Genomic DNA, 25640 nt, shown 5'->3' on the forward strand with positions numbered 1-25640 from the left:
GCATTGATCAAAATATTAAAAACGCTGCAATTGAATTGCAGCGTTTTTTAGCTTTGGGCGCTATTATTTTTTTCGCTCAAGAAAAGGGAGTTTTTCGGTAGCAAAACCATATAAAGCTGCAAAAGGTAATGCACTGCGTGCTAAGTAAGCAACACGCCATAAACCACCATGATTTGCGCCACTCATCATTAATTCTAAAGGGTGTTGTAGTTGAGTATTGGGTTGAGCAACAGATTGGGGATCTCTTAAATCATAAATCCATAATGCTGCCATGAGTGCATTCGTGGTTTCAGGACTAAATGCCTCAACATCAAATAGGGAGGCACCATGAAATGCTGCTTTGAGAAGTGGATTTTTGGTCACAGAATGTGTTGTGGTTGATGGTGCAATATTAATACTCACGGTTTGTCCCTGTGTTCGTGCAAGGGTTGCACGCCATTGCTGAATGCGTTTGGCCAATGCATAGTTTGGTCCCTGTTCAACCACTAGACAATCTGCAATACCATAACTTAATTGATTATTAGAATGAATCAGTTCAGGATTGTTTTGGCTAAAAAAGTGTTGACGTGTTACTTGTGAAATCGCTTGTGTTAGACCCTTATGCCATATAGAACGATGGCTAAATTTGCGCTGTGCTGCTTGAGTGACTTCTGCTGGTACAGCATAAATATCGGTTGGCGTACACATAAACATCAGGCTGGTATCGGGTTTATATTGACTGACCTGTTGCATAATTGCATCCATCGCCATGGCAACACGAACATGTTTTTCACCATCTAAGTAAGCAATTGCAGCAAGATCTAAGCGATTTGGATTATTGATTAACCATTGAGCAATCTCAGGTGTTTGAGTGAGAAGATTGGCACCGAGTTTACTTTTAAGTACTGCAATACTTGTCTCTGGATCAAGTACTTCAGTTGATGGTGCATATAAGGTTGCATTTCCTTGTTGAATGGTTTTAAGAATTTTTTCCCATACCGCTTCGTGCTGTAGGTCGACTGCGACAATGTTGGCTTTCCATTTGGATAACCATGTCAGTGGACCTGCTTCAGAACCAGCACCAAACAGTACCATGGTACGATCAGATAAATCTAGCCATTCTGGATGCGCAATCACTTGCTCTAATGCATGGGCATGACTGGGTTCAATAATGCCACGTTGTTGCCAGCATTTAATTTGTGTCAATAGTGCAGACCCTTGCAATTTTTGTCCTTGATAGGGGACATACCATTCAGGTTCAGCATCACTATCTCCCTGTAGTTTAAAGGTAGATAGTGGTTGAGTTTCTAAAGACATGATTTGAGAAAAATTGTAGCTTTGGCCTTGACGATGAAAGTTAAAAGATTGATGTGCAGTGCTAAGACCAATTTGGGCAATATTTAAAGCATCATCCGTTTGACGAATACCATATTCAACTAGCGCTTTAAAATACTGAGGATAAGTTTTACGCCAATGTTTTTCACTTTTGATTGCTTGGCTCATGTTTGCATCAATCGGTGCAAGTGCAGCGGAGAGGATATTTTTACCTACTGTGGATGTACTTATTTTGTTTGTTTTAGGGTGAAGTGGGAATTGTAAACCGTCGAAAGATGATGTCATTGCAAAATATCCCGGATATTAATCTAATTAATCTACAGATGTATACATTATCGCTGCAAACTATTAGAAGTGAGTGACAATAAATACCAAGTTATGGGCAAATTAAAATAAGTTTTTCCATATAGATGAGAGTGTTTATATATTTTTAATATTAATTCAGCTTGATCAAGCTAAAGATGCAACATCATGAAAAGATCAAAAGACGTTATATTAACATCAAAAAATCATAGTAAATTTATGATGTTATATCTAACGTCTAAGTTTAATTTGATGGATATAAAACGGCTACAATTTAGATTTCAATGACTGTACTTTCTGAGCATTCGCTATCATTTAAAACGGCGTTTGTAGTAGTTTACTGAAGAAGTGTGCAATCAAGCGTGGTTCAATGATAATGGTCATGATAATACCATATGCCGCTCCCCATAAATGTGCACTATGATTGATATTGGAATTGCCTCGTTTACCAGACCAAATACTGTAAGCAACATAAATGACTGCAAAAATAATGGCAGGAACTGGAATAAAAAAGACAAAAATAAGTTGCCAAGGTTCAAAAAGAATATAGGCAAATAGTACAGCCGATACTGCACCCGAAGCACCTAGGCTGGCCCAATGCGTATCGTTTTTATGTTTAATATAGCTAGGAAGAATAGCAAAAATTAAGCCACCAAGATAAAAAAGTACAAAGCCTAAATCATAAAAATATTGGCGATAAAAACTTTCAATAATACGGCCAAAGAAAAATAAGGTAAACATATTAAATAGTAAATGCATACCATCAGCATGAATAAAACCATGTGTAATGAAACGATCATATTGACCTTTACGCATTGCAGGTGGCCAAAAAATTAAACGATTCATAATATTTTGATTAGAAAAAGCTAAAAAAGACACAATGACCGTGATGATAATAATCATCACTGTATGATTAAAAGGTAGATTAAGCATAAGCAAAATATCTTCAAATTTAATTTATAGATTAATAATGCCATTAATTTAATGAATGTTCAGATCTTTTATAATTAATCCGACAAATTTAGTTGTTTTTTTTTAATTCACCCATAACTTCAGTTAGAATAAGCAACTTCAGATTGAGGAAAATTTGATATGTCGACTGAAAACACCAGCACTGCAGTTGCAGAAGAGATTCCAAACTTATTAATTACACCAACTGCGCAAGAGTATTTAAAGGATTTATTGGCAAAACAAAATACGCCAGATATTGCTGTACGTATTTTTGTAGAAAATCCAGGTACACCTCGTGCTGAATGTTGTATGGCATACAGCGCTCCAGAAGAGGTTGTTCCAACGGATTATAGACAAGATTATCCTGAATTTGCTGCATATATTGATACGCCATCCATTCCATATTTATTGGATGCAGTAATTGATTACAATAAAGATCGCTTTGGTGGTCAGCTAACATTCCGAGCACCAAATTCAAAAGTCCCTCGAGTTGGTCCAGATGCATCGACTGAAGAACGTATTACGTATGTATTACAGTCTGAAATTAATCCGGGTCTTGCAGGTCATGGCGGTAATTGTGCTCTAGTTGAAGTCTTAGAAGATGCAGAGCATGGTTTAACTGCTGTTCTAAAATTTGGTGGTGGTTGTCAAGGTTGTTCAGCTATTGATGTTACACTTAAGCAAGGTGTAGAAACGACCCTAAAACAACATATTCCTGAATTAATGCGTGTTGTGGATCAAACGGATCATAGCCAAGCTGATGGTGCCTATTTTAAATAAATTAAAATTTTAATATATAAAAAATAACTTCCATATGGAGGTTATTTTTTTGCCAATAATTCTAATGATAATAATAATAATTCTTATTTAGTATTGCAATATTATTATGTTTAATTACAATTAGTGACAATTCACGCATCTTGTCTTCTAATTCGTTTGGCTAAATTTTATGAAAAATACATTTTTAAAAAACACGCTTGCCTTTGCAGTTACTTCAATACTGATGACTTGGACACAAGCTCATTCGGCCAGTAATGACAATATTGAAGCTCAGGAAACAACACAATTAGATAAAATTGTTTTAACTGCAGAAGAGCAGATTAAACAAGCACTTGGTGTATCGATTATTACTGAAAAAGAATTAGAGCAATTACCTGTTGTCAATGATGTTGCTGAATATATACGACGCATGCCAGGTGTTAATTTGACAGGTAATAGTTCTACAGGGCAGCGAGGAAATAATCGCCAAATTGATATTCGTGGAATGGGTCCAGAAAATACGCTGATTTTAATTGATGGAAAGCCTGTTAATTCAAGAAATTCTGTCCGTTATGGTTGGAGAGGAGAACGTGATACACGAGGTGACAGTAACTGGGTCCCAGCAGATGCTATTGAATCTATTGAAGTACTACGTGGTCCTGCAGCAGCACGTTATGGCTCAGGAGCAATGGGGGGGGTTGTTAATATTAAAACCAAAAAGGTGACCAATGAAACACATGGTACTTTTGAGGTTTTTATGAATCAGCCTGAAAGCTCAAAAGAGGGAAGCAGTCATCGTGAGAGTTTTAATTTAAGTGGGCCATTAATTAAGGATGTTTTATCTTATCGTTTATATGGTAATTATAATAAAACGAAAGCAGATGCAGCAGACATTAATCCACTTTCTGCTTCTGGTACACGAGCAGCTGGTAGAGAGGGTGTAAAAAATAAAGATATTGCTGCACGTTTAGCATGGCAAATTAATGAAGAACAAAGCTTAACTTTTGATATCTCATCTGGCCGACAAGGTAATCTTTATGCAGGTGATACGCAAAATAGTAATTATGATGCTGGTAATGACACAGCAACAGATGACAAAACACAATTACTAAATAGTTTAATTGGGACTGAAACCAATACTATGTATCGTGATGGTTATGCAATTACTCATGATGGCGTTTGGGATTGGGGTACGAGTAAAATTGTTGCACAGTATGATCGAACTAAAAATAAACGTTTAACAGAAGCTCTTGCAGGAGGACCTGAAGGAAGTATTAATTCTGCAGATGATCGCCCCGTTTCAGATTTAAAGACTTACCGTTTAAATGCTGAAATTACCAAACCAATTGATTATATTTTACCACAAAATATAACGTTAGGCGCAGAATGGATTAAAGATGACTTTACGGATACAGCCTCGACTGTGCAAACAGATGCTTCGGGCATTATTAAGTTACCAGCAGATCGATCGACGATGAAGTCGGAAATTAAATCAGCTTATTTTGAAGATAATTTGAAGCTTAGCGATACAACAGATTTAGTGTTAGGCTTACGTTATGATGATCATAATAAATCAGGTTCAAATTGGAGTCCGAGTTTAATTATTACTCAAAAAATAGGAGATTACTGGACTTTAAAAGGTGGTGTTGCACGTGCTTATAAAGCACCGAATATGTATCAAAATGCTGAAGGATATTTATTATTTACTCGTGGTAATGGTTGTCCTGATACGGCAGAAACAGCAACAGGTAGTTGTTATTTAGTGGGTAATGATAATTTAAAACCTGAAACATCAATCAATAAAGAATTGGGTATTCAGTATGAAAAAGATATGATTAATGCAAGTCTTACTTGGTTCCGTAATGATTATAAAAATAAAATTACTTCAGGCGATACAATTGTAGGAACAACACAAGTAGGGTCTACTACTTATCATGTTTTAGAATGGGTCAATATACCTAAGGCCTTAATTCAAGGTCTAGAAGGTAGTATTACATTGACATTTGATAATGCCAGTTGGACAAATAATTTTACTTATATGAAGGACTCTAAGAATAAGACAACAGGAAATCCTTTATCGATTGTGCCAAATTACACCATTAACTCCATCTTTAATTATAATATTTCAGATAGTTGGGATGTTAATTTTGTTTATACTCAATATGGACGTCAAAAACCACGTGAATTTGCTGAAACGCGAAATACAACAGTGAATACAACAGAAGTGAAGAGTTATGGTATTGCGGGTATTAATACTGGTTATAAATTTACGCCAAATCTGAGTACACGTATAGGGATCAGCAATTTATTTGATGAGAAAAAGCTTCGTGATACTTCAATTAATCAAACTTATAACGAACCTGGTCGTGCTTACTATATAAACTTTAAGTATGAATTTTAATTTTTAAGCTTAAGTATTGAGTTAAAAGCCGCGTAAGCGGCTTTTTTTAGACATTTTGATGTCTCATTGCAAAATATTTTGACAGACTTCACTATAATAAAATTTTTCTAAAAATAACCGTGCACGTTTTTTAAGATACTGATCATCAACCAATTGTTGTATGACTGGCATAAATAGCGGATAGAGCTGTTGTTCTAGTAAAGACTGATCAATATTTAAATCTCTCAGTAATAAATCAAAAGGACGTTGCTGATTACGGATATACCAAGTATAAACACCATTATGTAATTGGTTTTTTAAATATTCTGATTGGCTTAAATAGATCCATATTTCATGGCTTAGATTTACACTTTGCGGCAAATCCTGTATTTCAATATAATTTTTGAGTATAGAGAGCGGTTGATCTTTAATTTTATGCCATAGATTAGCTTGCAAATAGTAGAGTTTTTGATCATCAAAATGCTGATTTAAAACATGTTCACTGATTTGACTAAGTTTTAAAATATTTTTATGTAAATAATTTTGTATGGTTTGTTCTAAATTAGCATCAGTGACAGATTCTAAAACAGATTTTCCCATTTTCATGAATTTAGATACCCCTGGCACATGTTTTACCATTACTGAATTATCTAAATAATCTTGAATTGCATGTTGGATGAGTTGGCTGATCATGGCAGAAAAAGCAGGATTATTTACTAAGCTATGAATTAGCCGTTGACGATGTTCAGTTTTACTTGCGATATATTGTGCAATTTTATCGACAGTCAGTACCGGAATCACATCTGCAATTCGTGTCTGATCATTTAGATCATGACTCAGTGCAAAGTGTAAATGCTCCATCACTTGCTCAAGGAAAAAGCTACTGACAGGGGTGGCCAAGATTTGTTGTTGTAATAGCTGATAGATATCCGAAAAGCTGCATAATTCTTGTAGGGTTTTTTGGCGAAACCATTGGTAGAAACTAACCAGTTCCTGTTGAATGGTTTCGGCATCAGAGAATTCTTGATCTAAGAAATCCAGATGAGCTTCAATTAGTCGCTCTATCTTATCTATTTTCTGCATACTCACTCTAAGCCGCTAATTTAAAGGTATAAGTTTATCAGCAAGTGGATTTTTTAGGTTCTGTGTCTTTGCAAGAAAAGGTAAATAATAGTGTGCGACCAATTGTCCTGCCTCTGAAATTGGCAAATGGCCAACATTATCCAATATGATTGGTGTTTCAGCACGTTTAATTAATGTTTGTAATTCATTGGCCACTTCATAATTAATAATTTGATCTTGTTTGCCCCATAAAATTAAAGTAGGAGCTTCAATGCCTCGTGTGAGTTGAGCAAAATTTTCAGGTGTATAAATTTGTGTGAGTCTGATAATTTGATCAATCAATTGATAGTTTTTTTCTGCTTGAGAAATGAGACGTAATTCTTGCGCTGTACGGATATTTTGAGATAGCGAGGGAGGGGATTGCATGAGTTTAATTTGTATTAACGATAAATCTCCAGGTTTCCTGATCACCAATTGTTTTAACATCGCTGGATTGCGTGCATAGCTGGTTTCCGCATTTTTATAAATGCCGGCGCTACTTAATAAAAATAAGCTTTGTGTATCAAATGGATATTGTGATGCATAAAAGGTTGCAATAGAACCACCAAGTGAATGGCCTGCAATATGTAAATTATGCTCAATATGGATAGCTTCAGCAAATTGACGTAATTTAGAAGAAACATGAGGAACTGATGCATCAAATGTATCTGAAATTTGAGCATCATAATTTGTGGGTAAATCAGGAATAATGACATGATAATGTGGGGTCAGATATTGTGCGACTTTGTTCCAGCTATCACGATTTCCAGACAAGCCATGTAGCAGTAGGATAGTTGGTTTTTGTTGTGTGCCACCTTCGTTATATTTCCAGGTGATATTTCCTACTTTGAGTACTTTACTGTTGAGTCCTGCCATTTTGCGCTCATGATCAATATATTGATGTAGTGTGGAGAATGTATTGAATTGAAGATGATTATTTTGAGCATTGAGCGATGTGCTGAGTGTTAATGCCGATCCTAGGCAAAATATTTGGCCATAGCATATTATTGTTTTAATCATATGAATCATTTTGGCTATCCTTAAGTTTTACACAATATACGATTTATTTGATGGTTTTTTAGTTGTTAAATATGGCGATCTTAAATACAATGTTGTTGATTATATTATTAATATTTTTTTCACAAAGATCATTAATTATTTTGCCTAATCTCACTTTAAGATGTCTTTAAATGTAACTATTTTGCACAATAGCGATCAAAAAGAGATATTTTATTGTATAGATAAAAAAGTAATCCCTATTTTATTTGCAAGTGACATTCTGCAAATCAGAGATTAAAATAATAAAACGTTAAATAATGGTGAAAAACATGCTCACAGCAGAAGAAGCTTTAGAACGTTTAAAGAATGGAAATCAACGCTTTGTACATGGTCAAACGAATCATCCAAAGCTTTTAACGCACGCGGAACGTGCAGAAATGGCAGAAAGCCAAGAGCCATTTGCTGTTATTTTGGGATGTTCAGATTCACGCGTTCCTGCTGAAATGGTATTTGACCAAGGTTTGGGCGATTTATTCGTGATTCGTGTTGCCGGTAATATTGTTGCACCATCACAAGTGGGCAGTGTGGAATTCGCTGCAGAAAGTTTTAATTGTCCAATTGTGATTGTGCTTGGACATACACATTGTGGCGCGATTCATTCTACGATTGATGTGTTAATGAATCCATCACAACCACCTTCTGCAAATTTGATGTCGATCGTGAATCGTGTTCGTCCTTCTGTTGAAATTTTAATGCAAACTGAGTTAAAAGATGATTTGGATAAACTGTCAAAACATGCAGTTCGTTCTAATGTATTTGCCTCAGTGAATCAATTACGCCATGGCTCGGCAGTGTTAGAAAATCTGATTGCGCAGGGTAAATTACAAATTTTGGGTGCAGAGTATTCTTTAGAAACAGGTGAAGTGCACTTTTATGACTTTTAAGTTGAACTATAGATAAGCGAAAACAAGTAGCTAGGCAAACAGATACATTAGTTTAAAAGTAAAAAGGTATTGTTTTCAATACCTTTTTTATTTAGCTAGATGTTGATGCTAGTTATAGTGCAGCTTTGATATAAGGATAGGTATTATTTAAGAGCAGTGGCTGTGCTTTAGCATTAGGATGAATTTGATCTTGTTGCATTAAATGGCGTTGTCCAGCAACACCATTTAAAAAAAATGGTTGTAGTTTAATTTGATATCTTTGACTGACTGTTTTATATGTATTTTCAAAAGCCTTGCTGTATGCTGTTCCCATATTGGGTGGGATTTTCATCCCCAATAAAATCACTGTTGCATTGGCTTTTTGACTTTGTTGAATGAGCTGCGCAAGATTTTTTTCAATCATTTGTGGTGGTTGTCCGCGTAAACCATCATTACCACCCAATTCAATCACAACGATATTCGGTCGATGTGTTTTAAGCAAATGAGGGAGACGTGCTACAGCACCACTCGTGGTTTCACCGCTCACACTTGCATTGACCACTCGATGCTGTTTGGGATACTGTTGATTCAAACGGTTTTGTAGAAGATGGACCCAGCCTTGTTGTTTTTCAATCCCATAGCCTGCACTTAAACTATCACCTAAAATCATAATGGTTTTGGCATAAAGGAGTGTAGGCATTATGGCAATACTGAACAAAAGACAACATGCCCATTGGAACTTGATAAAATTGCGCTTTCGCATAGGGATGCTATGACCACATTAAATAATGATCACTCCATCATGCCACAAGTCATGATTTCTGCACAACAATTGACACAAAAGATCCAGCTCCCCCATAAAGAGCTTATTATTTTTGAGAACATCAACTTAGATATTTATGCCGGTGATCAGGTTGCCATCACGGGCCGATCTGGTTCAGGAAAATCAACACTATTGGGAATTTTAGCAACGCTGGACCAAGCAACCAGCGGTGACCTTATCGTATGCGGTAATAAAATTCATCAACTCAATGAAGAACAACGGGCTCAAGTACGCCTGAAACATATTGGATTTGTTTTTCAATCTTTCCAGTTATTACCCCATTTAACAGCCTTAGAAAATGTAATGTTACCTTTACGCTTGCATACAGATTTTAATTATAAAGCAGCAGAAATAACAGCTTTAGCCTTACTCGAAAAAGTGGGACTTCAACAACAAGCTCAGCAAACGCCGAAGGTTCTTTCTGGTGGAGAACAACAGCGTGTTGCCATTGCACGTGCTTTAGTCACTCAACCACACATTATTTTTGCTGATGAGCCTACCGGAAATCTAGATGGTGAAACAGCCAAGGAGATTGAGCAATTATTATTTAAACTCAATGATGAATTAGGTACGACATTGATTCTAGTCACGCATGATCAACAGTTAGCACGGCAATGTCAGCGCCATTTTCAGTTGAAACAGGGTCAACTGATTGAACACGATCAAGGAGGATAACATGTTATCTCTATTTCCTCCTTTATTAAAACAAAGCTTTAAAACTAGCGGTATTTATTTATTAATTATTGCGTTAACGTTGGCCATTAGTACGACTACTGCATTAAAGTTTAGTCATACACAGATTCAGCAGGCAGTGGCATTACAAGCAGCTGAAATGTTGGCAGCAGATTTATTATTGACGGATCAGCAGGCCATTGATGAGAAATGGCAGTCCAAGGCAGCACAGCAAAATTTAACACAGTCTAAAGTCACTCTATTTAGTTCAATGGCACATACGCAAGATCAGTTTGTGATGGTGAATGTTAAAGCTGTTGATGATGCTTTTCCTTTAAGAGGAAAATTACAACTCATGCCTCAACAAGCTCGCATTCGTCCGGGTGAAGTGTGGCTAAGCCAACGGGCGATGGATTTGCTGCATGTCAAGATAGGTGACAATATTCATATTGCTGATGGTCAGTTTAAGGTGGCTGCAAAAATTACCCATGACTCGAATCAGGAGTTAGGCTTTTCCGCTTTTTCACCAACAGTGATGATTGCACAGTCTGATGTGGCAACAACCAATGCTATTCAAACGGGGAGTCGTATTGAATATCGGTTATTGCTGGCGGGTGATGCTGCACATATTAAGGCATTTGAAAATGACTTTAAGCAGCTTCAACAAGCCAATTCTACTGCAGTTACCAAAGAGAAAAAATCAACATCATCGAGCAGCTTAAAAATACGTAATGCCAGTGAAGGTAATACTCGGTTGATGAAACCGATTGCACACTTAGATACATTTTTACAGCTCACCAATATTTTGACCATTTTACTTTGTGGTATTGCGATTGCACTTACCGCACAAAGATATGTTCAGCAGAATCAAGATCATATTGCATTGTTGCGTTGTATCGGTGCGAAAAAATCACAGATTTTAATGGCGTATATGGCTTTATTGGCTGTGGTGATATTGATCGCAATGCTATTGGGTTCATTGATGGGAATTGGCTTTGGTTTTGTTTTATTACAACTGATGTTACAGCTTATTCCACATTTACAATTACAATTTTCTGCATTAGATCTATTATCCGGACCATTACCGATTGCATTGTTTACCAGTGTGATGGTTTTATTGGGTTTTGTATTACCAAGCCTTTGGCAGTTATTGCGAACACCGCCTATTCGAGTGATTCGCCAACAAGGAAAATCAATTAGCACTTGGCTATGGATGCTGGTCACTGGCACACTCAGCTTGGTGATTTTTAGTGTGATTCTAACCGAACGTTTTGTTTTAAGTCTTTTGGTCATCGGTGCGATTATTGTCTTGTGTGGTCTGCTTTACGCAGTTATTTGGCTACTGTTAAAAGTAATTCGTGCAGGTAAATCTAAATTAGCCAGCTATATACGCTTGCCTTATCAAACTGCTTTTCAGATTACCGCTTTAGCACTAGGACTGAGTTTGATTACTGTACTGATGGTATTGCGCAATGATTTGATTGATCGCTGGCAACAACAATTACCTGCAGGAACACCAAATCAATTTGTTTATGGATTACCGCCTTTTGAACTAAATGACTTTAAAGCTAAAATTAAAGAAAATCATTGGCGCAGTACCCCACTTTATCCCAATATTAAAGGCCGTTTAGTCGCTAAGAATAAACAACCTTTTTCAGCTCAGTTGATACAAAGTAATAATTCATTGCGACGTGAATTAAATTTGACGCAAACAAATCATTATCCTGAAAATAACCAAATTGTAGAGGGACAAGCACATTTGGCAAAAGCAGGCGAGGTATCTGTTGAGTATGAAACTGCACAGGCTTTGGGAATTAAAGTCGGGGATCAGTTGACTTTTAGCTTGCCTGAAGGATTACTGAATGCCAAGGTCGTTAATTTGCGTACAGTAGAATGGGAAAGTTTTAGTCCTAACTTCTTCTTTATTTTTTCACCTCAAACAATGGATGAAAATGCGGGAAGTTATTTAGGAAGTTTTTATGTTCCGCCTCAACAAAAAAATCACTTAATTCCGATCATTCAGCAATTCTCTAATACGGTATTTATTGATGTCAGTTTAATTTTAGAGGAAATCAAAAGTCTGGTGACTGTCTTGGCAAAAATCATTAGTTTCTTAGCATTATTAGTGAGTATTTCTGGGATTTTGGTTTTAATTGCTTGTTTAAATTTATTGATGGATGAACGAAAAAGAGAAATCGCTTTATTACGTTCTTTTGGTGCATCCAAACGACAATTAAAGAATATGCTGACTTTGGAAATTGGTTTGATGGGCTTGTTGTCAGGGATTGTATCTTGTGTATTTGCTGAAGTGGTTAGTGCGATTGCCAGTATACGTATGGATTTACCGATACAACTGCATGGCGAAATATGGTTAATTTTACCTCTTGCGATGACATTACTTTGTGCAGTGATTGGACGTTATCGCTTGGGGTATCTAACACATATTCCACCTTTAAAAAGTTTAAGAGAAATGAATCCATCTTAAGCAGAGGACAATACCATATACCTCGGATACAGTGGTGTATGGTATCGTTTGAGCAATGTATTTGCATTGATATTACAAAAGATATTGAAGCTAATTTGTAGGTGTTTTAAATCATACAAGATGTCATCTATTTTAACTCGAAGCGTAGATCAGACTTTTTCTGTAAAAGAATAAAATCAAGTTAACTTCCACGCAGATTGTAATCTTGTTTTAATTGGCATCGGATCAGTGCATTATTTTGTATTATTCAAACAGTGACTGAAGCGAAACTTTAGCAACATTTTTCCAGAAAAGGGATTAAAATTATTGGAATATCATCTATTGCTAAGGATGATATGAGCTCTTTAGGATGATTAGGATTAATTTTTGAGTATCCATTGCAGCAGTTGTTGCCAAAAAGGCAATAGATTTTCAATCAGTCGCAGGCAATATTGATAAAAGATGATACAAATAATGATACCAATCAATAGTCCTAAAAGTGCAAACAATCGTGGATAAGAGAGCTTTTGTCCCACATACCAGATCAAGGTCAAAATAATTCCCATAATTAACCCTCCCATATGTGCTGCATTATTAATACCATTAATGGTAAAACCAATAGCAAGGTTGAGAAGCATGACAATGATTAATGTTTTACGATCTAAGCTAAATCGTGCCGATGGCAATGCTGGTAGTAAAGCAAATACAGTCAATGATGCTCCCAGCCCCATCACAGCACCAGATGCGCCAGCACTGACAGATGGCAATAAATTTTGCTCAATTGAACTGGATTGTAATAGGCTATAACTGTCTTGGATGGCAATATAGCCACTCAACAGACTACCCATGACCCCCGCTAAAAAATAGAGTCCTAAAAAATAGAGACGACCATAAAGTTGTTCTGCAATTTTCCCAAAAACATATAAAGCCCACATGTTTAACATTAAATGTGCCAAACCAAAGTGGAAAAACATGCTGGTGAATAATCGTTGAGGTTCCATCAAAAAGGTCAATGGTGCAAAATCAGCACCCCAGCGTATTGCATCTGCTGTTGTTGGTGAATTGATATCTAGGCCGTGTAATACTTCCCAGATAAATAAACCAACATTCATCGTGATTAAACTTGCCGTCATCCACCATAGATGGATATCCAGTTTGGATTGAATAAAGGTGGGCGGTTGTTTGTTCATATCATCTGACTTAAAAATATTGATATAAAAAGTGAATAACTACTTTTTTTCTATTGAAGTAAATTCTAACATGATCAGGCTATTTTAAATGAGGGGTAAGTCTCCCAGATGAAGGCTTTTATTATTCGTATAATGTTAATCTTGGTGAGTCTGGTCTTACTTGTGCAAATTTGGATATTTGCCAGCTTAGTCTGGTGGAGAACTCATCCAGTTGAAACCACGATGTTTATGCGTATTGCCTATTTTTCAGATCGTTCACAACCAATCCAGCATCAATGGTTGCCCTATGATGAAATGAGCGATAACTTGAAACATGCCGTGATTGCTGCTGAAGATGGCAAGTTTATTTATCATCATGGATTTGATTGGGCAGGCATGCAATTTGCCTTAGAACGAAATAAGGATCAAGGCAAGGTTGTGGCAGGTGGTTCTACCATATCGCAGCAATTGGCAAAAAACTTATTCTTATATAATCAACGTTCATTTATTCGTAAAGGTGAAGAGGCTGTAGCAACCTGGATGATGGAGCGCATGTGGTCAAAGCAAAGAATTTTAGAGGTTTATCTCAACTCTGTTGAGTTTGCTGATCATATCTATGGCGCTGAAGCTGCAGCACAATATTATTTTGGTAAATCTGCCAAAAGCTTAACCACACAACAAGCGGCATTTTTAGCAGCTATTCTCCCTAATCCTAAATATTATCAACATCATCGCAATGATCGTAAGTTAAATTATCGCAAGAGAATGATTCAAAAATATATGCGTTATAGTCACTTACCTCAAAATTGATATCAAGATGCAAAAAGCCCATAAAATTGGGCTTTTTTTTTATGCAATTGTCATCAATTTAAAGCATACTGAGTAAAGATAAGGAATATTTTCAAAATCATAGGTGATTTATGAATACAGCAGAAACGATAGCTTTAACACAGGCCGAATACACCTATAATGATCGTTATATTAATCGTGAATTGTCTATTTTAGATTTTCATTTACGTGTTTTAGAACAAGCAGTAGATCCTTTGCATCCTTTGCTTGAGCGAATGAATTTTTTGCTAATTTTCTCAAGAAATTTAGATGAATTTTTTGAGATACGTGTGGCAGGTGTATTAGAACAGCTTGATTTAGGGAATGAAAGTCGGAGTCCAGACGGCTTAACCCCTAAACAAATTTTAGATCAAATTTCTTATACCGCACATGCTGCGATCGAAAGACAGTATCGTATTTTAAATGAAGAAATTTTACCTAAATTAAAAGAAGAAGATATCTGTTTTTTACGCCGTGGTGAACTGACACCGGCACAAGCTGCATGGGTTAAAAAATATTTTCAAGAGCAAGTGGCGCCAGTACTGACACCGATTAGCTTAGATCCAGCCCATCCTTTTCCACGACTAGTAAATAAAAGTTTAAACTTTATCGTAACTTTAGAAGGCAAGGATGCTTTTGGTCGCCAAATTGATCTGGCCGTTGTTCCTGCGCCACGTTCTTTACCACGCGTCGTACGTTTACCAGATGAGCTCACAGATGGCAAAGAGCATCATGTGATGTTGTCCGCTATTATTCATGAATATGTGTCTGACTTATTTCCGGGAATGACGGCAACCGGATGTTATCAGTTCCGCGTGACACGTAATGCAGATTTAGCTTTAAATGAAGATGTTGAGGATTTGGCGAAAGCTTTAAAGGGTGAATTAAGTTCACGTCGTTTTGGTCGTGCAGTACGCTTGGAAGTGACTGAAAATTGTCCGCAACATATTTATAAATATTTATTGGATGAATTTGATTTAGATGAAGAACAGCTTTATAAGGTCAATGGTCCTGTCAATTTAGCACGACTCTTATCTAACTTTAAACGTCCTCATTTACGCTATGATGCGCATATTCCTGTGATTCCCAAAGTACTTAAAAAAGCTGAAAATATTTTTAGTGCAATGAAAAAACAAGATATTTTATTGCATCATCCGTTTGAGTCTTTTGCACCGGTCATTAATTTATTACGTGAAGCAGCACGAGATCCTAAGGTATTAGCCATTAAACAAACTTTGTACCGTAGTGGCCCCGATTCAGAAATTGTTCAGGTTTTGGCTGAAGCTGCACGTAATGGTAAGGAAGTCACAGCCGTTATTGAGCTTCGGGCACGTTTTGATGAAGAATCAAATATTGAAGTTGCCAATGTTTTACAAGAAGCAGGCGCAGTGGTGGTGTATGGCATTGTGGGATATAAAACACATGCGAAAATGATTTTGGTGGTACGCCGTGAAAACAATAAACTAGAACGTTATGTGCATTTGGGTACAGGCAATTATCATGCAGGTAATGCACGTATCTATACAGATTATGGTTTACTGACGACTGATAAGGACTTATGTGAAGATGTTCATCGCATCTTTCAGGAACTTACCGGCATGGGTAAAATGGCTAAATTGAAAAAATTACTTCATGCGCCATTTACCCTTCATGCTCAATTGATCCATTTTATTGAGGAAGAAATAGAACATGCAAAAGCAGGTCTTCCTGCAAGAATTATTGTTAAAGTCAATGCTTTAACTGAATTACAATTGATTAATAAGCTTTATGAGGCATCACAGGCAGGTGTACAAATTGATTTAATTATTCGCTCAATTTGTTGTTTGCGCCCTGGTTTACTAGGACTTTCTGAAAATATTCGTGTTCGATCAATTGTTGGACGTTTCTTAGAGCATACCCGTGTTTATTACTTTAGTAATAATGGGAATTCACGTCTTTATTGTTCTAGTGCAGATTGGATGGATCGTAATTTATTTAATCGTGTCGAAGCCTGCTTCCCAATTGATGATCCGGTATTGAAAAAACGTATTTATCAACAAGGTTTACTTAATTATCTTGAGGATAATCAACAAGCATGGTTATTGCAGAGTGATGGAACTTGGTTACGTGCAGTACCTGCAGAAGGTCAAAAGTTGCATAATGCACAAAAAATTTTATTAGATAGTATTAAGTAGTTTTGTCGCTACTGAATATTTAATATTAAAAAAAGAGTCCGTATAACGGACTCTTTTTTGATTCAGTCTTTAGAGGTTTTTTGTGATTTTTTGCATAATTTGTAGTAATACATCAAATTCACTTTGTAACGGAGTGCTTTTACGTGTTACTAAAGCCAATGTTCGGCTTGGTGCTGCATGAATCGGTTTAACGACAAGATCTGAGTTGGCTTTGATCATATTGGCATGAATGGCAATTTCTGGTAATAAGGTAAAACCAAGATTTGCAGAAACCATTTCAACCAAGGTTGGTAATGAACTTGCTTTTAAGCGATGATCGTTTTTACGTTCTCCGATTGGACATGCACTTAAAGTATGATCTCGTAAACAATGGCCTTCCTCAAGTAAAATGAGGTGTGCTAAATCCAGTTGTTCTAAACTTTCTGCATGAATTGAAGATTGATCTAATTTATTGCAGACCAAAAATAAATTTTCTTTGGCAATTTCTGCTACTTTTAAGCCACGCGTATCAAACGGCAATGCGAGTGCAATCATATCTAAATTGCCATGTTCAAGCTTTTCGACAATTTTCTCACTTTGTGCTTCGTGCAAATGCAGTTGAATTTTAGGTAACTGTTTATGCACTTCATCTAAAAGCTGAGACAAAATAAATGGTGCAATCGTCGGAATAATACCGAGATGTAGATCACCTGTTAAAGGCTCACTCATTTCACGGCTTAAACGCATTAAATCTTGAGCATCGGCTAAAAGAACACGGGCTCGAGCGACAACTTGCTCACCAAGCGGAGTTAAACGTACATTTTGGCGATCACGTTCAACGAGTACGCCGCCTAAAAGTCGCTCCAGCTCCATAATACCACCAGACAAAGTTGACTGGGTGACAAACGATCGGCGAGCTGCTTCAGTGAAATGCAGCGTTTCAGACAGTGTTACTAGATATGAAAGCTGTCTTAGGGAAGGTAATGCAGCCATAGTGTCCTAATATTTATGATTTAAAGTGATGTGCAAATAATCCGCTAAGATATGGAATAAAATGCGGAGGGATATCATGCCCCATTCCTTCAATTAATTCAAATTTAGCGCCCGGAATTGCTTTCGCAACAGCTTTACCATGTTCAGGTGGTAATAAACGATCACAAGCGCCATGAACCACAAGGGTTGGTTTTTGTATCTGCTTATTTAATTGTAGCAAAGATCCTGTACATAGTATTGCTAAAAACTGTTGAAGTACGCCCGTAGGATAGTAACTTCGCTGATATAATTTCTCTGCGGTTTGAATGGCCTCTAGTGGATTGACTAAACCAGGTGATCCAATGGTTTTAAACACCTTGAGTGTATGATTGATAATGGCAGTTTTATCTTTAGATTCGGGTTTGCCAATGAGACTAAAAAGTTGCTTAGGGCGGGGTAAGGGTAAAAATGGTTTATTATTACTGGTAAACAGCAGCGCTAAATTTTGAACTTTATGTGGATATTTTGCTGCTAAAATTTGTGCAATCATACCTCCCATAGATGCCCCAACCACATGTACGTGATTTAAATTGAGTTGTTCAATTAATAAAGATGCATCTTCTGCCATGTCGTATAAATTATAAGGTGCTCCCTGATTTGTTAAACCAAAAGTAAATTTTCCCATCATTTTAAAGGTATTTAAATGAGGCCCTTCATAGCAAATTTTACTCGATAGGCCAATATCCCGATTGTCATAGCGAATGACATAAAAACCTTGATCAATAAGTGATTTACAAAAAAAGTCGGGCCAGAAAAGCAATTGGGCACCCAGCCCCATAATCAGTAAGATTGCTGGGTTTTGAGGATTACCCCCCATTTCAACATGCAGCTCTATTCCGTTACTCAGCGTAACTTTGGTTTCCTGCATAAATGAAGTATATGGAGAGTCCTTAAGTTTTAAGGCGCTATTCATTCTACTTTTCCTAAAAAAGGACGTTCCAAACGTCCTTTGTATTAAAACCTTAATTGTGAAGCGGAATCAAGTCGGGGACTTGTTTCACTAATGTAAGTCTTTGTTTCCCAGCCGTTGCACCCAACAGTACAAAACCGCGTAATGTTGCGGTTTCATCTATTGCTTTGGCCAATATACCATCAGCAAATACTTCAGTTTGCCAATCCACGTTAATGTCTAACGGTACTGGTAAAATAGTGAGTGGTGAGGCAGGCGTTTTGACTGCAATTGGCATCGCTGGATAGTGAATATCTGTGATCTCACCATTCAGTGTTTTAGCCAAAGCACGTGCTTGTTGCATGATTGGCATCACATAAGGCAGTAATGTACCATTGACTTCGGCACAGTCACCTACTGCGTAAATATCGGCTTGATTGGTTTCTAGTTTATTGTTGGTCATGATGCCACGATGGGTATTGATCATGGCATTTTGAGCTAAGGATAGTTTAGGCTGTAGACCTACTGCAGATAACACAATATCTGCAATCAATGATTGACCATTCGCGAGTGTAATCAGATAGGTCTGATGTTCTGTTTTAGTGATATTAATGACCGTAGTCTTGAAAATAAACTGAATACCTAATGCTTCAAGATTTTGTTGAAATTGCTGTGCGACATGTTGTGGTAATAAGCGTCCTAAAGGTTGCTCGGCAATATCGATGAGCGTAACCTGATGCTGATGATTTTGTAAATCATTGGCAAACTCACAGCCAATAAGCCCCGCACCTAAAATAACGACACGTTTTTCCTGACAATATTCGAGTTGCTGGCGAAATTTACGATAGTCATTTAAGTGATTGATGACATGAATATCATCAGCACCATCACCTGTGATATTAAGACGGATCGGTTCAGCACCCACGGCTAAAATTAATTTTGAATAGTTTTGCGTGGTTGTTAATTGATTTTTGGTAATTGAAATGGTATGTGCTATAGCATCAATAGCGCTGACTTCCGTTGCAGTTTCAATACGCATATTGAGTTGTTGTTGCATTTTTTCCGCATTCGCGAGAGCAATTTGTTCTGGTGCTTTTTGTGCCGTAAATGCATTAGAAAGTGTTGGTTTTGCATAGCTAACCCCATCATCCATACAAATCATGAGCAGTTCTTGTTCCGTATTGAGTTTACGGAATTCCCGTGCCACAGTATAGCCTGCCATACCTGAACCGATGATGATGATAGGATGCATATATTTCTCCAGGGTTTTAAAGAGGATGAAGCATGAAAAAGACCATATTGATGGTCTTTATTCATCAATTAGATTTCGACCATTTCAAAATCTGCTTTTGACACGCCACAATCAGGACATGTCCAATCATTTGGAATATCTTCCCATTTAGTTCCTGCTACAATTCCATCTTGTGGCCAACCTTCAGCTTCGTCGTAAATCCAACCACAAACGATGCATTGATATTTTTTCATGTGATTCTCCAAAAAATTGGTCTGAGATTAACCAATAAAATCCTCATTAAAGACAAGTGTGCTAGCGATATGGCTTGGCAGATCTTTAATGCGTAAATTTTTACGCAGTTAGCGAGCTAAAGTAAAGTAAATATCAGTGTTTAATGATGTAAATTATACTTTAAATATTTCGCTTCTTATCGATCAATCCAAAATATTATGTTTCAGCAATGCAGGAATTGATATTTAGGATCAGATTCATAGGATGACTCTATTCTGCTGATTTTTATGTATAAAAAAAGCCCAATCATGATGATTGGGCTTTTTGAATTCTGGCTCTTCCACCTGGGCTCGAACCAGGGACCTGCGGATTAACAGTCCGTCGCTCTACCGACTGAGCTATGGAAGAATAGTGGCTCTCCAACCTGGGCTCGAACCAGGGACCTGCGGATTAACAGTCCGTCGCTCTACCGACTGAGCTATTGGAGAATCTGAAGCGCATTTTAGGGAGGAAAGATCAACCGGTCAAGCTAAATTAAAAGAAAATATAACTAAATGTTTTTTTATTGGCCAATTTCATTACTTTTGGTTCTTTTTTAGCGTGTTATGCGGGAATTAAGTTAAAAAAACCATCCAGATGGATGGTTTTTTGAGTATCGCTTAACTTAGCTAAATACTTATTTTTCTACACCTGCTGCAAGACCAGCATATTTCGCATTGGCGTAATCCCAGTTTACAAGGCTTTCTAAGAAAGTCGCAATGTATTTAGGACGAGCATTACGGAAATCGATGTAATAAGCATGTTCCCATACATCGATTGTTAATACAGCAACTTTACCGTGTGCAAGTGGTGTATCAGCATTTGATGTTTTAAGAATAGAAAGTTCGCCATTCACTTTATCAGCAACTAACCAAGCCCAGCCTGAACCAAATTGAGTTGTAGCTGCTGTTGCAAATTCTTCAGCAAATTTTTCATAAGAGCCAAATGCTTCATCAATTTTTGCAGCTAAAGCACCTGTTGCCTTACCACCACCATTTTTAGCTAAGCAGTTCCAATAAAAAGTATGGTTCCAAACTTGAGCCGCATTATTGAACACACCCGCTTTAGATGCATCACCTGCAGTTGCTGTGATGATTTCTTCTAAAGTTTTACCTTCAAGATCTGTACCTTTAATCAGGTTGTTCAAGTTCACAACATAAGTATTATGGTGCTTATCATGATGATATTCTAAAGTTTCTTTACTGATATATGGCGCAAGATCTTCGTAGCCATATGGTAGAGCTGGTAAAGTAATCGTTGTCATGATTTCAATTCCTTGCATTTTGCTGGGTTATAACATTAAGTCGTCATATTGTAATAGATTCTAATAGAAAATGGGGCATTAGTTCTAAATAACAATACAGAATAAAACAATATAGAATAACGGCATAACTTATAACTTATTTAGATATATATCGATTTACAGTGCTTTAAAAGATGAATATAAATTCAATCCAGCAGTTCATGTTGTATCGATACCATTAAAAAAATTGTGACTGTTTAAGTATACGCTTGGCCATGATTAAAGTCGTGCTGAATAGCTGAAGTTAAATCGGATTATTTAGCTCAAAATAACACCATTCAATATTGAACTCGGCTGCAATTGCTTGGGCTAAACGTTGTACACCGTATTTTTCTGTTGCATGATGTCCGCAAGCATAATAATGAATATCCAGTTCTTTTGCTTGATAAAAGGTACGTTCACTGACTTCGCCAGAAATAAATGCATCACATTGTTGACTAGCTGCTTTTTCAATAAAATCTTGTGCGGCACCGCTACAAAAACCGACTTTATGCACCTGTGCTTTTGCAGCTGCCAAATGAATGGTTTCAAAACCTAAACGCTCAGTTAAAAACTCTTTAAAGGCTTGTGGTGACATCGGTTGTTGCAATTCGGCAATATTACCAATCGGATAACGTTCGCTTGGATCGAGTGCTTGAACATTGCGTAATTCTAAGCAATCTACCAATGCAGCATTATTGCCCAGTAGCGGATGTGCATCTAAGGGAAGGTGATAAGCAACTAAAGAAATATCATGTTGAATTAAGCTTTTGATACGTTTACCGCGCATACCCGTAATAGGATAAGACTCACCTTTCCAAAAATAACCATGATGCACCAAAAGTAAGTCAGCATCTTGTGCAATCGCTGCATCAATTGCATCTTGAGAAGCAGTTACAGCACAGAGAATTTTTTTTACTTCAGGCTTGCCCTCAATTTGCAAACCGTTAGGTGTATAATCTTTAAACTCTGTAGAGTTTAGCGTTTGATTACACCATTGAATAATATCATCGAGTTTAGCCATATCATCCCAACCAGCAATTAACGTAAATGTAGAAATATGGGTCAAAGGTCGATAGACCTTAAAATGACCCTAAAACGAGGAATATTAAGTAAATCATCTATTGTAGTCTAAAAAGGTCATTTTTTTGATGATAATATAGACATATAGCCGCTTTATTGTATTCCCTATAAACCTTAATTTGATTGACAATATAAGTGAATGATAAAACATTAACTGAATAAAGATCGTACTTTAAAAATTTGTAACTAAAGCAAGACAAAACTCCTGCTTATTGTTGTACTTATATCGATATTTCTATTTACAATAGTCGATAAATTACGGATACATCAACGAATTAAAAGATTTACAGAGGTATAGATTGTGCGTCGAACCTTTACATGGTTACCTTGGGTATTACTCATTATTGTCATTATTGGTTTTATTGGATGGCAGCAACTCAATAGACCAAAAGCGCCTGTGACTCCAGATGGTGTGAAATTACCTGCCGAAAAAGTTGAACCTTTGCTGGATACAACACGTACCGGTGCGGTTGTTTCTTATCATTCAGCAGTGAAAGTCGCTGCGCCTGCTGTTGTGAATATTTTTACAACGCAAAGTGTTAAGAATGTAACGCATCCATTATTAACCGATCCAGCATTCCGTGAATTTTTTGGTAATCAACTTCCAGATCAATTTCAACAAGGGCCGAATCAAAATAGTTTAGGATCTGGTGTAATTGTACGTTCAGATGGTTATATTTTAACAAATAATCATGTTATTGCACGTGCAGATAAGATTATTGTGGGATTAAATGATGGTCGTTCTGCTGAGGCAAAAGTGATTGGTACAGATCCTGATACTGATTTGGCCGTGATTAAAATTGATTTACAAAATTTACCGGTATTGCCATTTAAATTGAGTGGTAATGAAGTCGGTGATGTGGTCTTGGCCATTGGTAACCCTTTTGGAGTGGGACAAACCGTTACTCAAGGTATTATCTCTGCAACAGGTCGTTCTGATTTAAGTATTAGTACTTATGAAGACTTTATTCAAACAGATGCAGCGATTAATCCAGGAAATTCTGGTGGTGCACTCATCGATGTTGCCGGTAATTTAATTGGGGTCAATACTGCAATATTTTCGCAATCTGGCGGTTCAATGGGTATTGGTTTTGCGATTTCAGCAAAAGTATGCCAACAAGTATTAAATTCTATTTTAAAAGATGGTCGTGTTGTTCGTGGTTGGTTAGGTATTCAACTTAAAGTGAATAATTCAGATCAAAATATTCCAGGTAAAACACAGGCTGGTGGTACAGTTGCTGGCATTATTGCCAATGGACCAGCAGCTCAATCAGGTCTTAAACCGGGCGATATTATTTTAAAAGTGAATAATGAAGAGATTAAATCACCATCACATCTGATTAACTATATTGCATTACAGCAGCCAAATAGTACGGTGACATTATTGGTACAACGTGGCGATGAGCGTATTAATCTAGAGATTAAAATTGGTGAACGTGTTGCACAGCAAAATACTGGTAAGCAATATATTCCTTTACCAGAATAATAAGCTGTTATGCGACTGCATAAAATTGATCTTATATTGGCTTAATAGCACTAAACGTTTATTTTTCATGATTTAAAAAAATAAACTTAGTTTACTAAGCCATAACTCAAAACGTCTAGCTTGATTACCTTAAGCTAGACGTTTTTTGTATGATCAATAAATTAAAATAATGAACATTGATCCATTTAACATCAAAAGGTTATTTAACTCGATATCGCATATTTTTACCATTCACTTTGCGGTAGAAATTAATCATAGAAGTCTAAACAATCAATCAGGAATATGACCGTATTGCTGATATTTAAAGCGGATATTATCTATATTGATGGATTTATTTGATCACTAAACATCCTTATGATGCTGCTATATCAGGCTTAGAATCAACTGATCTTGAGTGTAAAATGAATGAGTGGTACTAAAATTAAAAAACCCAGTCATCTTAAGATGACTGGGTTTTTGTAGATGAGAATGGCTGAATTAGTTTTCTTGTTGAATCCCTGCCACTAACCAATCTTGGCTAGAACCAGCAGGTTTAACAAAATGCCAGATTTCAGCAAAAGGTTGCGGTAAGCTATTTAAATCTTCACTTACTGTACCAGTAAAGCGGACGCTGACGATATATTGACCATTTTCAGTGGCTGTTTCAGTCACCATCGCATTAAGATTAGAAAATTCGGCAACGTCTTGATCTTGATTTGCCATGATGTCTTGATACATTGACTGATAAAGATCTGGCGTTAAGTAGCGCTGAATTTCTGTAATGTTATTTGCACTGTTCATTGACTGAATATGATTAAAACGCTGGCGTGCTACACGTAAGAATGCGGCAGGTTCAGTACCATCTGGTAGTTGATTACCACTGCTGGTTGATGCTGCAGCAAACGGTGCTGAAGTCATAGTTGAAGCAGCAGATGAACCGGCAACATTTTGACCAAAAATATTGGTATTGTCATTTGATGGGCGACCAGCCTGTGGTGATTGCCCAAAGGGTGCTTGTGCTGCACCATTGTTTGGTGCATATGGATTATGAGTTGCTACTTTTTTTTTTCCACCGAATTTACGGAATAAAAAGAATGCAATTGCGGCAATTAAAACAATCCACAACCAACCTGGTAAACCGCCTTTTTCTTCTGGTTGTGCTGCTTGTTGGCTTTGTGCATCAGATGCTGCTTGGGCTGCTGGTTTGTCATCTGCGAGTGCATTAGCTGCGACTGCACCTATTGCAGCACCAGCGACACCAGCAGCAACCATACCACCCACACCAGGACCTGATTTTTGTTGAGCAGGCGTAGCGGGTTGTGGGGTCGGAGTTGCTTGACGAGGTTGTTGGTAAGACTGAGTTGGTGCTGCAGAACGTTGCATACCTTGGCTTTTACCACCACCGGCACGTTTTGCTTCTGCTGTTAAAGGCGCAACCAATAAAGCCGCAGTTAAAATACCAGCAATTAAACCACGCTGTCGAACTTCCATTAAACTTTCCTATGAAATACATTTTGTTTGGATATCTTATTTATATAGCCTTTGC

General features: G+C 37.0%; 21 protein-coding genes and 2 tRNA genes. 8 read left to right on the forward strand and 15 right to left on the reverse strand.

Going from position 1 to position 25640, the window contains the following annotated elements; translation table 11 throughout:
• Positions 1-63 precede the first annotated feature (63 nt).
• Positions 64-1599 carry a hypothetical protein gene (locus tag QSG86_RS07860; protein WP_317030975.1) on the reverse strand — a complete coding sequence of 512 codons (1536 nt, stop codon included), beginning with the start codon at positions 1597-1599 and terminating at the stop codon, positions 64-66.
• A gap of 333 nt (positions 1600-1932) precedes the next feature.
• Positions 1933-2550 carry a rhomboid family intramembrane serine protease gene (locus QSG86_RS07865; RefSeq protein WP_317030976.1) on the reverse strand — a complete coding sequence of 206 codons (618 nt, stop codon included), beginning with the start codon at positions 2548-2550 and terminating at the stop codon, positions 1933-1935.
• A gap of 159 nt (positions 2551-2709) precedes the next feature.
• Between QSG86_RS07865 and nfuA the strand changes: the two genes are divergently transcribed.
• Both nfuA and QSG86_RS07875 read left to right on the forward strand, forming a co-directional pair.
• Positions 2710-3348, forward strand: coding sequence for a Fe-S biogenesis protein NfuA (gene nfuA / locus QSG86_RS07870; RefSeq protein WP_317030977.1), 639 nt, complete (start codon positions 2710-2712; stop codon positions 3346-3348).
• Between the two features lie 169 nt (positions 3349-3517).
• Complete coding sequence (locus QSG86_RS07875; protein WP_317030978.1) at positions 3518-5728, forward strand: FepA family TonB-dependent siderophore receptor; 2211 nt, start codon at positions 3518-3520, stop codon at positions 5726-5728.
• Between the two features lie 63 nt (positions 5729-5791).
• On the opposite strand, the gene QSG86_RS07880 is transcribed toward QSG86_RS07875, so the two are convergent.
• Both QSG86_RS07880 and QSG86_RS07885 read right to left on the reverse strand, forming a co-directional pair.
• Positions 5792-6790 carry a hypothetical protein gene (locus QSG86_RS07880; protein ID WP_317030979.1) on the reverse strand — a complete coding sequence of 333 codons (999 nt, stop codon included), beginning with the start codon at positions 6788-6790 and terminating at the stop codon, positions 5792-5794.
• 15 nt (positions 6791-6805) lie between these two features.
• A complete protein-coding gene (locus QSG86_RS07885; RefSeq protein ID WP_410487517.1) occupies positions 6806-7828 on the reverse strand; it encodes an alpha/beta fold hydrolase in 1023 nt (340 codons plus the stop codon).
• 308 nt (positions 7829-8136) lie between these two features.
• Between QSG86_RS07885 and QSG86_RS07890 the strand changes: the two genes are divergently transcribed.
• Complete coding sequence (locus tag QSG86_RS07890) at positions 8137-8751, forward strand: carbonic anhydrase (protein ID WP_317030981.1); 615 nt, start codon at positions 8137-8139, stop codon at positions 8749-8751.
• A 112-nt stretch (positions 8752-8863) separates the two neighbouring features.
• On the opposite strand, the gene QSG86_RS07895 is transcribed toward QSG86_RS07890, so the two are convergent.
• Positions 8864-9430 carry an arylesterase gene (locus tag QSG86_RS07895; protein ID WP_410487452.1) on the reverse strand — a complete coding sequence of 189 codons (567 nt, stop codon included), beginning with the start codon at positions 9428-9430 and terminating at the stop codon, positions 8864-8866.
• 72 nt (positions 9431-9502) lie between these two features.
• Here QSG86_RS07895 and QSG86_RS07900 point away from each other — a divergent pair, with 72 nt between their 5' ends.
• Positions 9503-10228 carry an ABC transporter ATP-binding protein gene (locus tag QSG86_RS07900; protein WP_317030983.1) on the forward strand — a complete coding sequence of 242 codons (726 nt, stop codon included), beginning with the start codon at positions 9503-9505 and terminating at the stop codon, positions 10226-10228.
• A gap of 1 nt (position 10229) precedes the next feature.
• A complete protein-coding gene (locus QSG86_RS07905) occupies positions 10230-12710 on the forward strand; it encodes an ABC transporter permease (RefSeq protein ID WP_317030984.1) in 2481 nt (826 codons plus the stop codon).
• A 359-nt stretch (positions 12711-13069) separates the two neighbouring features.
• Here QSG86_RS07905 and QSG86_RS07910 read toward each other — a convergent pair whose 3' ends face one another.
• On the reverse strand, positions 13070-13879 hold the full coding sequence (locus QSG86_RS07910; protein WP_317030985.1) for a rhomboid family intramembrane serine protease: 810 nt from the start codon (positions 13877-13879) through the stop codon (positions 13070-13072).
• 108 nt (positions 13880-13987) lie between these two features.
• On the opposite strand from QSG86_RS07910, the gene mtgA reads away from it, so the two are divergent.
• Together mtgA and ppk1 are read left to right on the forward strand one after the other, a co-directional pair.
• Positions 13988-14668, forward strand: coding sequence for a monofunctional biosynthetic peptidoglycan transglycosylase (gene mtgA / locus QSG86_RS07915; protein ID WP_317030986.1), 681 nt, complete (start codon positions 13988-13990; stop codon positions 14666-14668).
• Positions 14669-14778: 110 nt separating this feature from the next.
• Positions 14779-16860 (forward strand): polyphosphate kinase 1, encoded by a 2082-nt coding sequence (gene ppk1, locus QSG86_RS07920; RefSeq protein ID WP_317030987.1) that lies wholly within the window; start codon positions 14779-14781, stop codon positions 16858-16860.
• A 69-nt stretch (positions 16861-16929) separates the two neighbouring features.
• Here ppk1 and oxyR read toward each other — a convergent pair whose 3' ends face one another.
• From oxyR to QSG86_RS07960, 8 genes are all read right to left on the reverse strand, one after another.
• Positions 16930-17832: a LysR family transcriptional regulator OxyR gene (oxyR, locus tag QSG86_RS07925; RefSeq protein WP_317030988.1), complete on the reverse strand. Its 903-nt coding sequence runs from the start codon at positions 17830-17832 to the stop codon at positions 16930-16932.
• Positions 17833-17845: 13 nt separating this feature from the next.
• Entirely contained in the window at positions 17846-18784 is a 939-nt protein-coding gene (locus QSG86_RS07930; RefSeq protein WP_317030989.1) for an alpha/beta hydrolase, read from the reverse strand.
• A 49-nt stretch (positions 18785-18833) separates the two neighbouring features.
• Positions 18834-20012, reverse strand: coding sequence for an FAD-dependent oxidoreductase (locus tag QSG86_RS07935; protein WP_317030990.1), 1179 nt, complete (start codon positions 20010-20012; stop codon positions 18834-18836).
• A 68-nt stretch (positions 20013-20080) separates the two neighbouring features.
• Positions 20081-20245 carry a rubredoxin RubA gene (rubA, locus tag QSG86_RS07940; RefSeq protein WP_317030991.1) on the reverse strand — a complete coding sequence of 55 codons (165 nt, stop codon included), beginning with the start codon at positions 20243-20245 and terminating at the stop codon, positions 20081-20083.
• A gap of 312 nt (positions 20246-20557) precedes the next feature.
• Positions 20558-20633 (reverse strand) — tRNA-Asn (locus QSG86_RS07945).
• A 4-nt stretch (positions 20634-20637) separates the two neighbouring features.
• Positions 20638-20713: transfer RNA gene (locus QSG86_RS07950), tRNA-Asn, on the reverse strand.
• Positions 20714-20901: 188 nt separating this feature from the next.
• The gene (locus QSG86_RS07955; RefSeq protein ID WP_317030992.1) at positions 20902-21528 is read right to left on the reverse strand and encodes a superoxide dismutase; all 627 of its coding nucleotides are present in this window, start codon (positions 21526-21528) and stop codon (positions 20902-20904) included.
• A 283-nt stretch (positions 21529-21811) separates the two neighbouring features.
• A complete protein-coding gene (locus tag QSG86_RS07960) occupies positions 21812-22570 on the reverse strand; it encodes a Nif3-like dinuclear metal center hexameric protein (protein ID WP_317032704.1) in 759 nt (252 codons plus the stop codon).
• A 360-nt stretch (positions 22571-22930) separates the two neighbouring features.
• On the opposite strand from QSG86_RS07960, the gene QSG86_RS07965 reads away from it, so the two are divergent.
• Positions 22931-24115 (forward strand): S1C family serine protease, encoded by a 1185-nt coding sequence (locus QSG86_RS07965; RefSeq protein ID WP_317030993.1) that lies wholly within the window; start codon positions 22931-22933, stop codon positions 24113-24115.
• A 477-nt stretch (positions 24116-24592) separates the two neighbouring features.
• Here QSG86_RS07965 and QSG86_RS07970 read toward each other — a convergent pair whose 3' ends face one another.
• Positions 24593-25585: a Tim44-like domain-containing protein gene (locus QSG86_RS07970; protein ID WP_317030994.1), complete on the reverse strand. Its 993-nt coding sequence runs from the start codon at positions 25583-25585 to the stop codon at positions 24593-24595.
• Between the last annotated feature and the right edge of the window lie 55 nt (positions 25586-25640).

The sequence above is a fragment of the Acinetobacter sp. SAAs474 genome, assembly GCF_032823475.1.
Classification (GTDB): Bacteria; Pseudomonadota; Gammaproteobacteria; order Pseudomonadales; family Moraxellaceae; genus Acinetobacter.

Bases quoted from the DNA above. Each gene is read 5' to 3' on its own strand.
- QSG86_RS07860 (WP_317030975.1), bottom strand. From the start codon at position 1,599: ATGACATCATCTTTCGACGGTTTACAATTCCCACTTCACCCTAAAACA.
- QSG86_RS07865 (WP_317030976.1), bottom strand. From the start codon at position 2,550: ATGCTTAATCTACCTTTTAATCATACAGTGATGATTATTATCATCACG.
- nfuA (WP_317030977.1), top strand. From the start codon at position 2,710: ATGTCGACTGAAAACACCAGCACTGCAGTTGCAGAAGAGATTCCAAAC.
- QSG86_RS07875 (WP_317030978.1), top strand. From the start codon at position 3,518: ATGAAAAATACATTTTTAAAAAACACGCTTGCCTTTGCAGTTACTTCA.
- QSG86_RS07880 (WP_317030979.1), bottom strand. From the start codon at position 6,790: ATGCAGAAAATAGATAAGATAGAGCGACTAATTGAAGCTCATCTGGAT.
- QSG86_RS07885 (WP_410487517.1), bottom strand. From the start codon at position 7,828: ATGATTAAAACAATAATATGCTATGGCCAAATATTTTGCCTAGGATCG.
- QSG86_RS07890 (WP_317030981.1), top strand. From the start codon at position 8,137: ATGCTCACAGCAGAAGAAGCTTTAGAACGTTTAAAGAATGGAAATCAA.
- QSG86_RS07895 (WP_410487452.1), bottom strand. From the start codon at position 9,430: ATGCCTACACTCCTTTATGCCAAAACCATTATGATTTTAGGTGATAGT.
- QSG86_RS07900 (WP_317030983.1), top strand. From the start codon at position 9,503: ATGACCACATTAAATAATGATCACTCCATCATGCCACAAGTCATGATT.
- QSG86_RS07905 (WP_317030984.1), top strand. From the start codon at position 10,230: ATGTTATCTCTATTTCCTCCTTTATTAAAACAAAGCTTTAAAACTAGC.
- QSG86_RS07910 (WP_317030985.1), bottom strand. From the start codon at position 13,879: ATGAACAAACAACCGCCCACCTTTATTCAATCCAAACTGGATATCCAT.
- mtgA (WP_317030986.1), top strand. From the start codon at position 13,988: ATGAAGGCTTTTATTATTCGTATAATGTTAATCTTGGTGAGTCTGGTC.
- ppk1 (WP_317030987.1), top strand. From the start codon at position 14,779: ATGAATACAGCAGAAACGATAGCTTTAACACAGGCCGAATACACCTAT.
- oxyR (WP_317030988.1), bottom strand. From the start codon at position 17,832: ATGGCTGCATTACCTTCCCTAAGACAGCTTTCATATCTAGTAACACTG.
- QSG86_RS07930 (WP_317030989.1), bottom strand. From the start codon at position 18,784: ATGAATAGCGCCTTAAAACTTAAGGACTCTCCATATACTTCATTTATG.
- QSG86_RS07935 (WP_317030990.1), bottom strand. From the start codon at position 20,012: ATGCATCCTATCATCATCATCGGTTCAGGTATGGCAGGCTATACTGTG.
- rubA (WP_317030991.1), bottom strand. From the start codon at position 20,245: ATGAAAAAATATCAATGCATCGTTTGTGGTTGGATTTACGACGAAGCT.
- QSG86_RS07955 (WP_317030992.1), bottom strand. From the start codon at position 21,528: ATGACAACGATTACTTTACCAGCTCTACCATATGGCTACGAAGATCTT.
- QSG86_RS07960 (WP_317032704.1), bottom strand. From the start codon at position 22,570: ATGGCTAAACTCGATGATATTATTCAATGGTGTAATCAAACGCTAAAC.
- QSG86_RS07970 (WP_317030994.1), bottom strand. From the start codon at position 25,585: ATGGAAGTTCGACAGCGTGGTTTAATTGCTGGTATTTTAACTGCGGCT.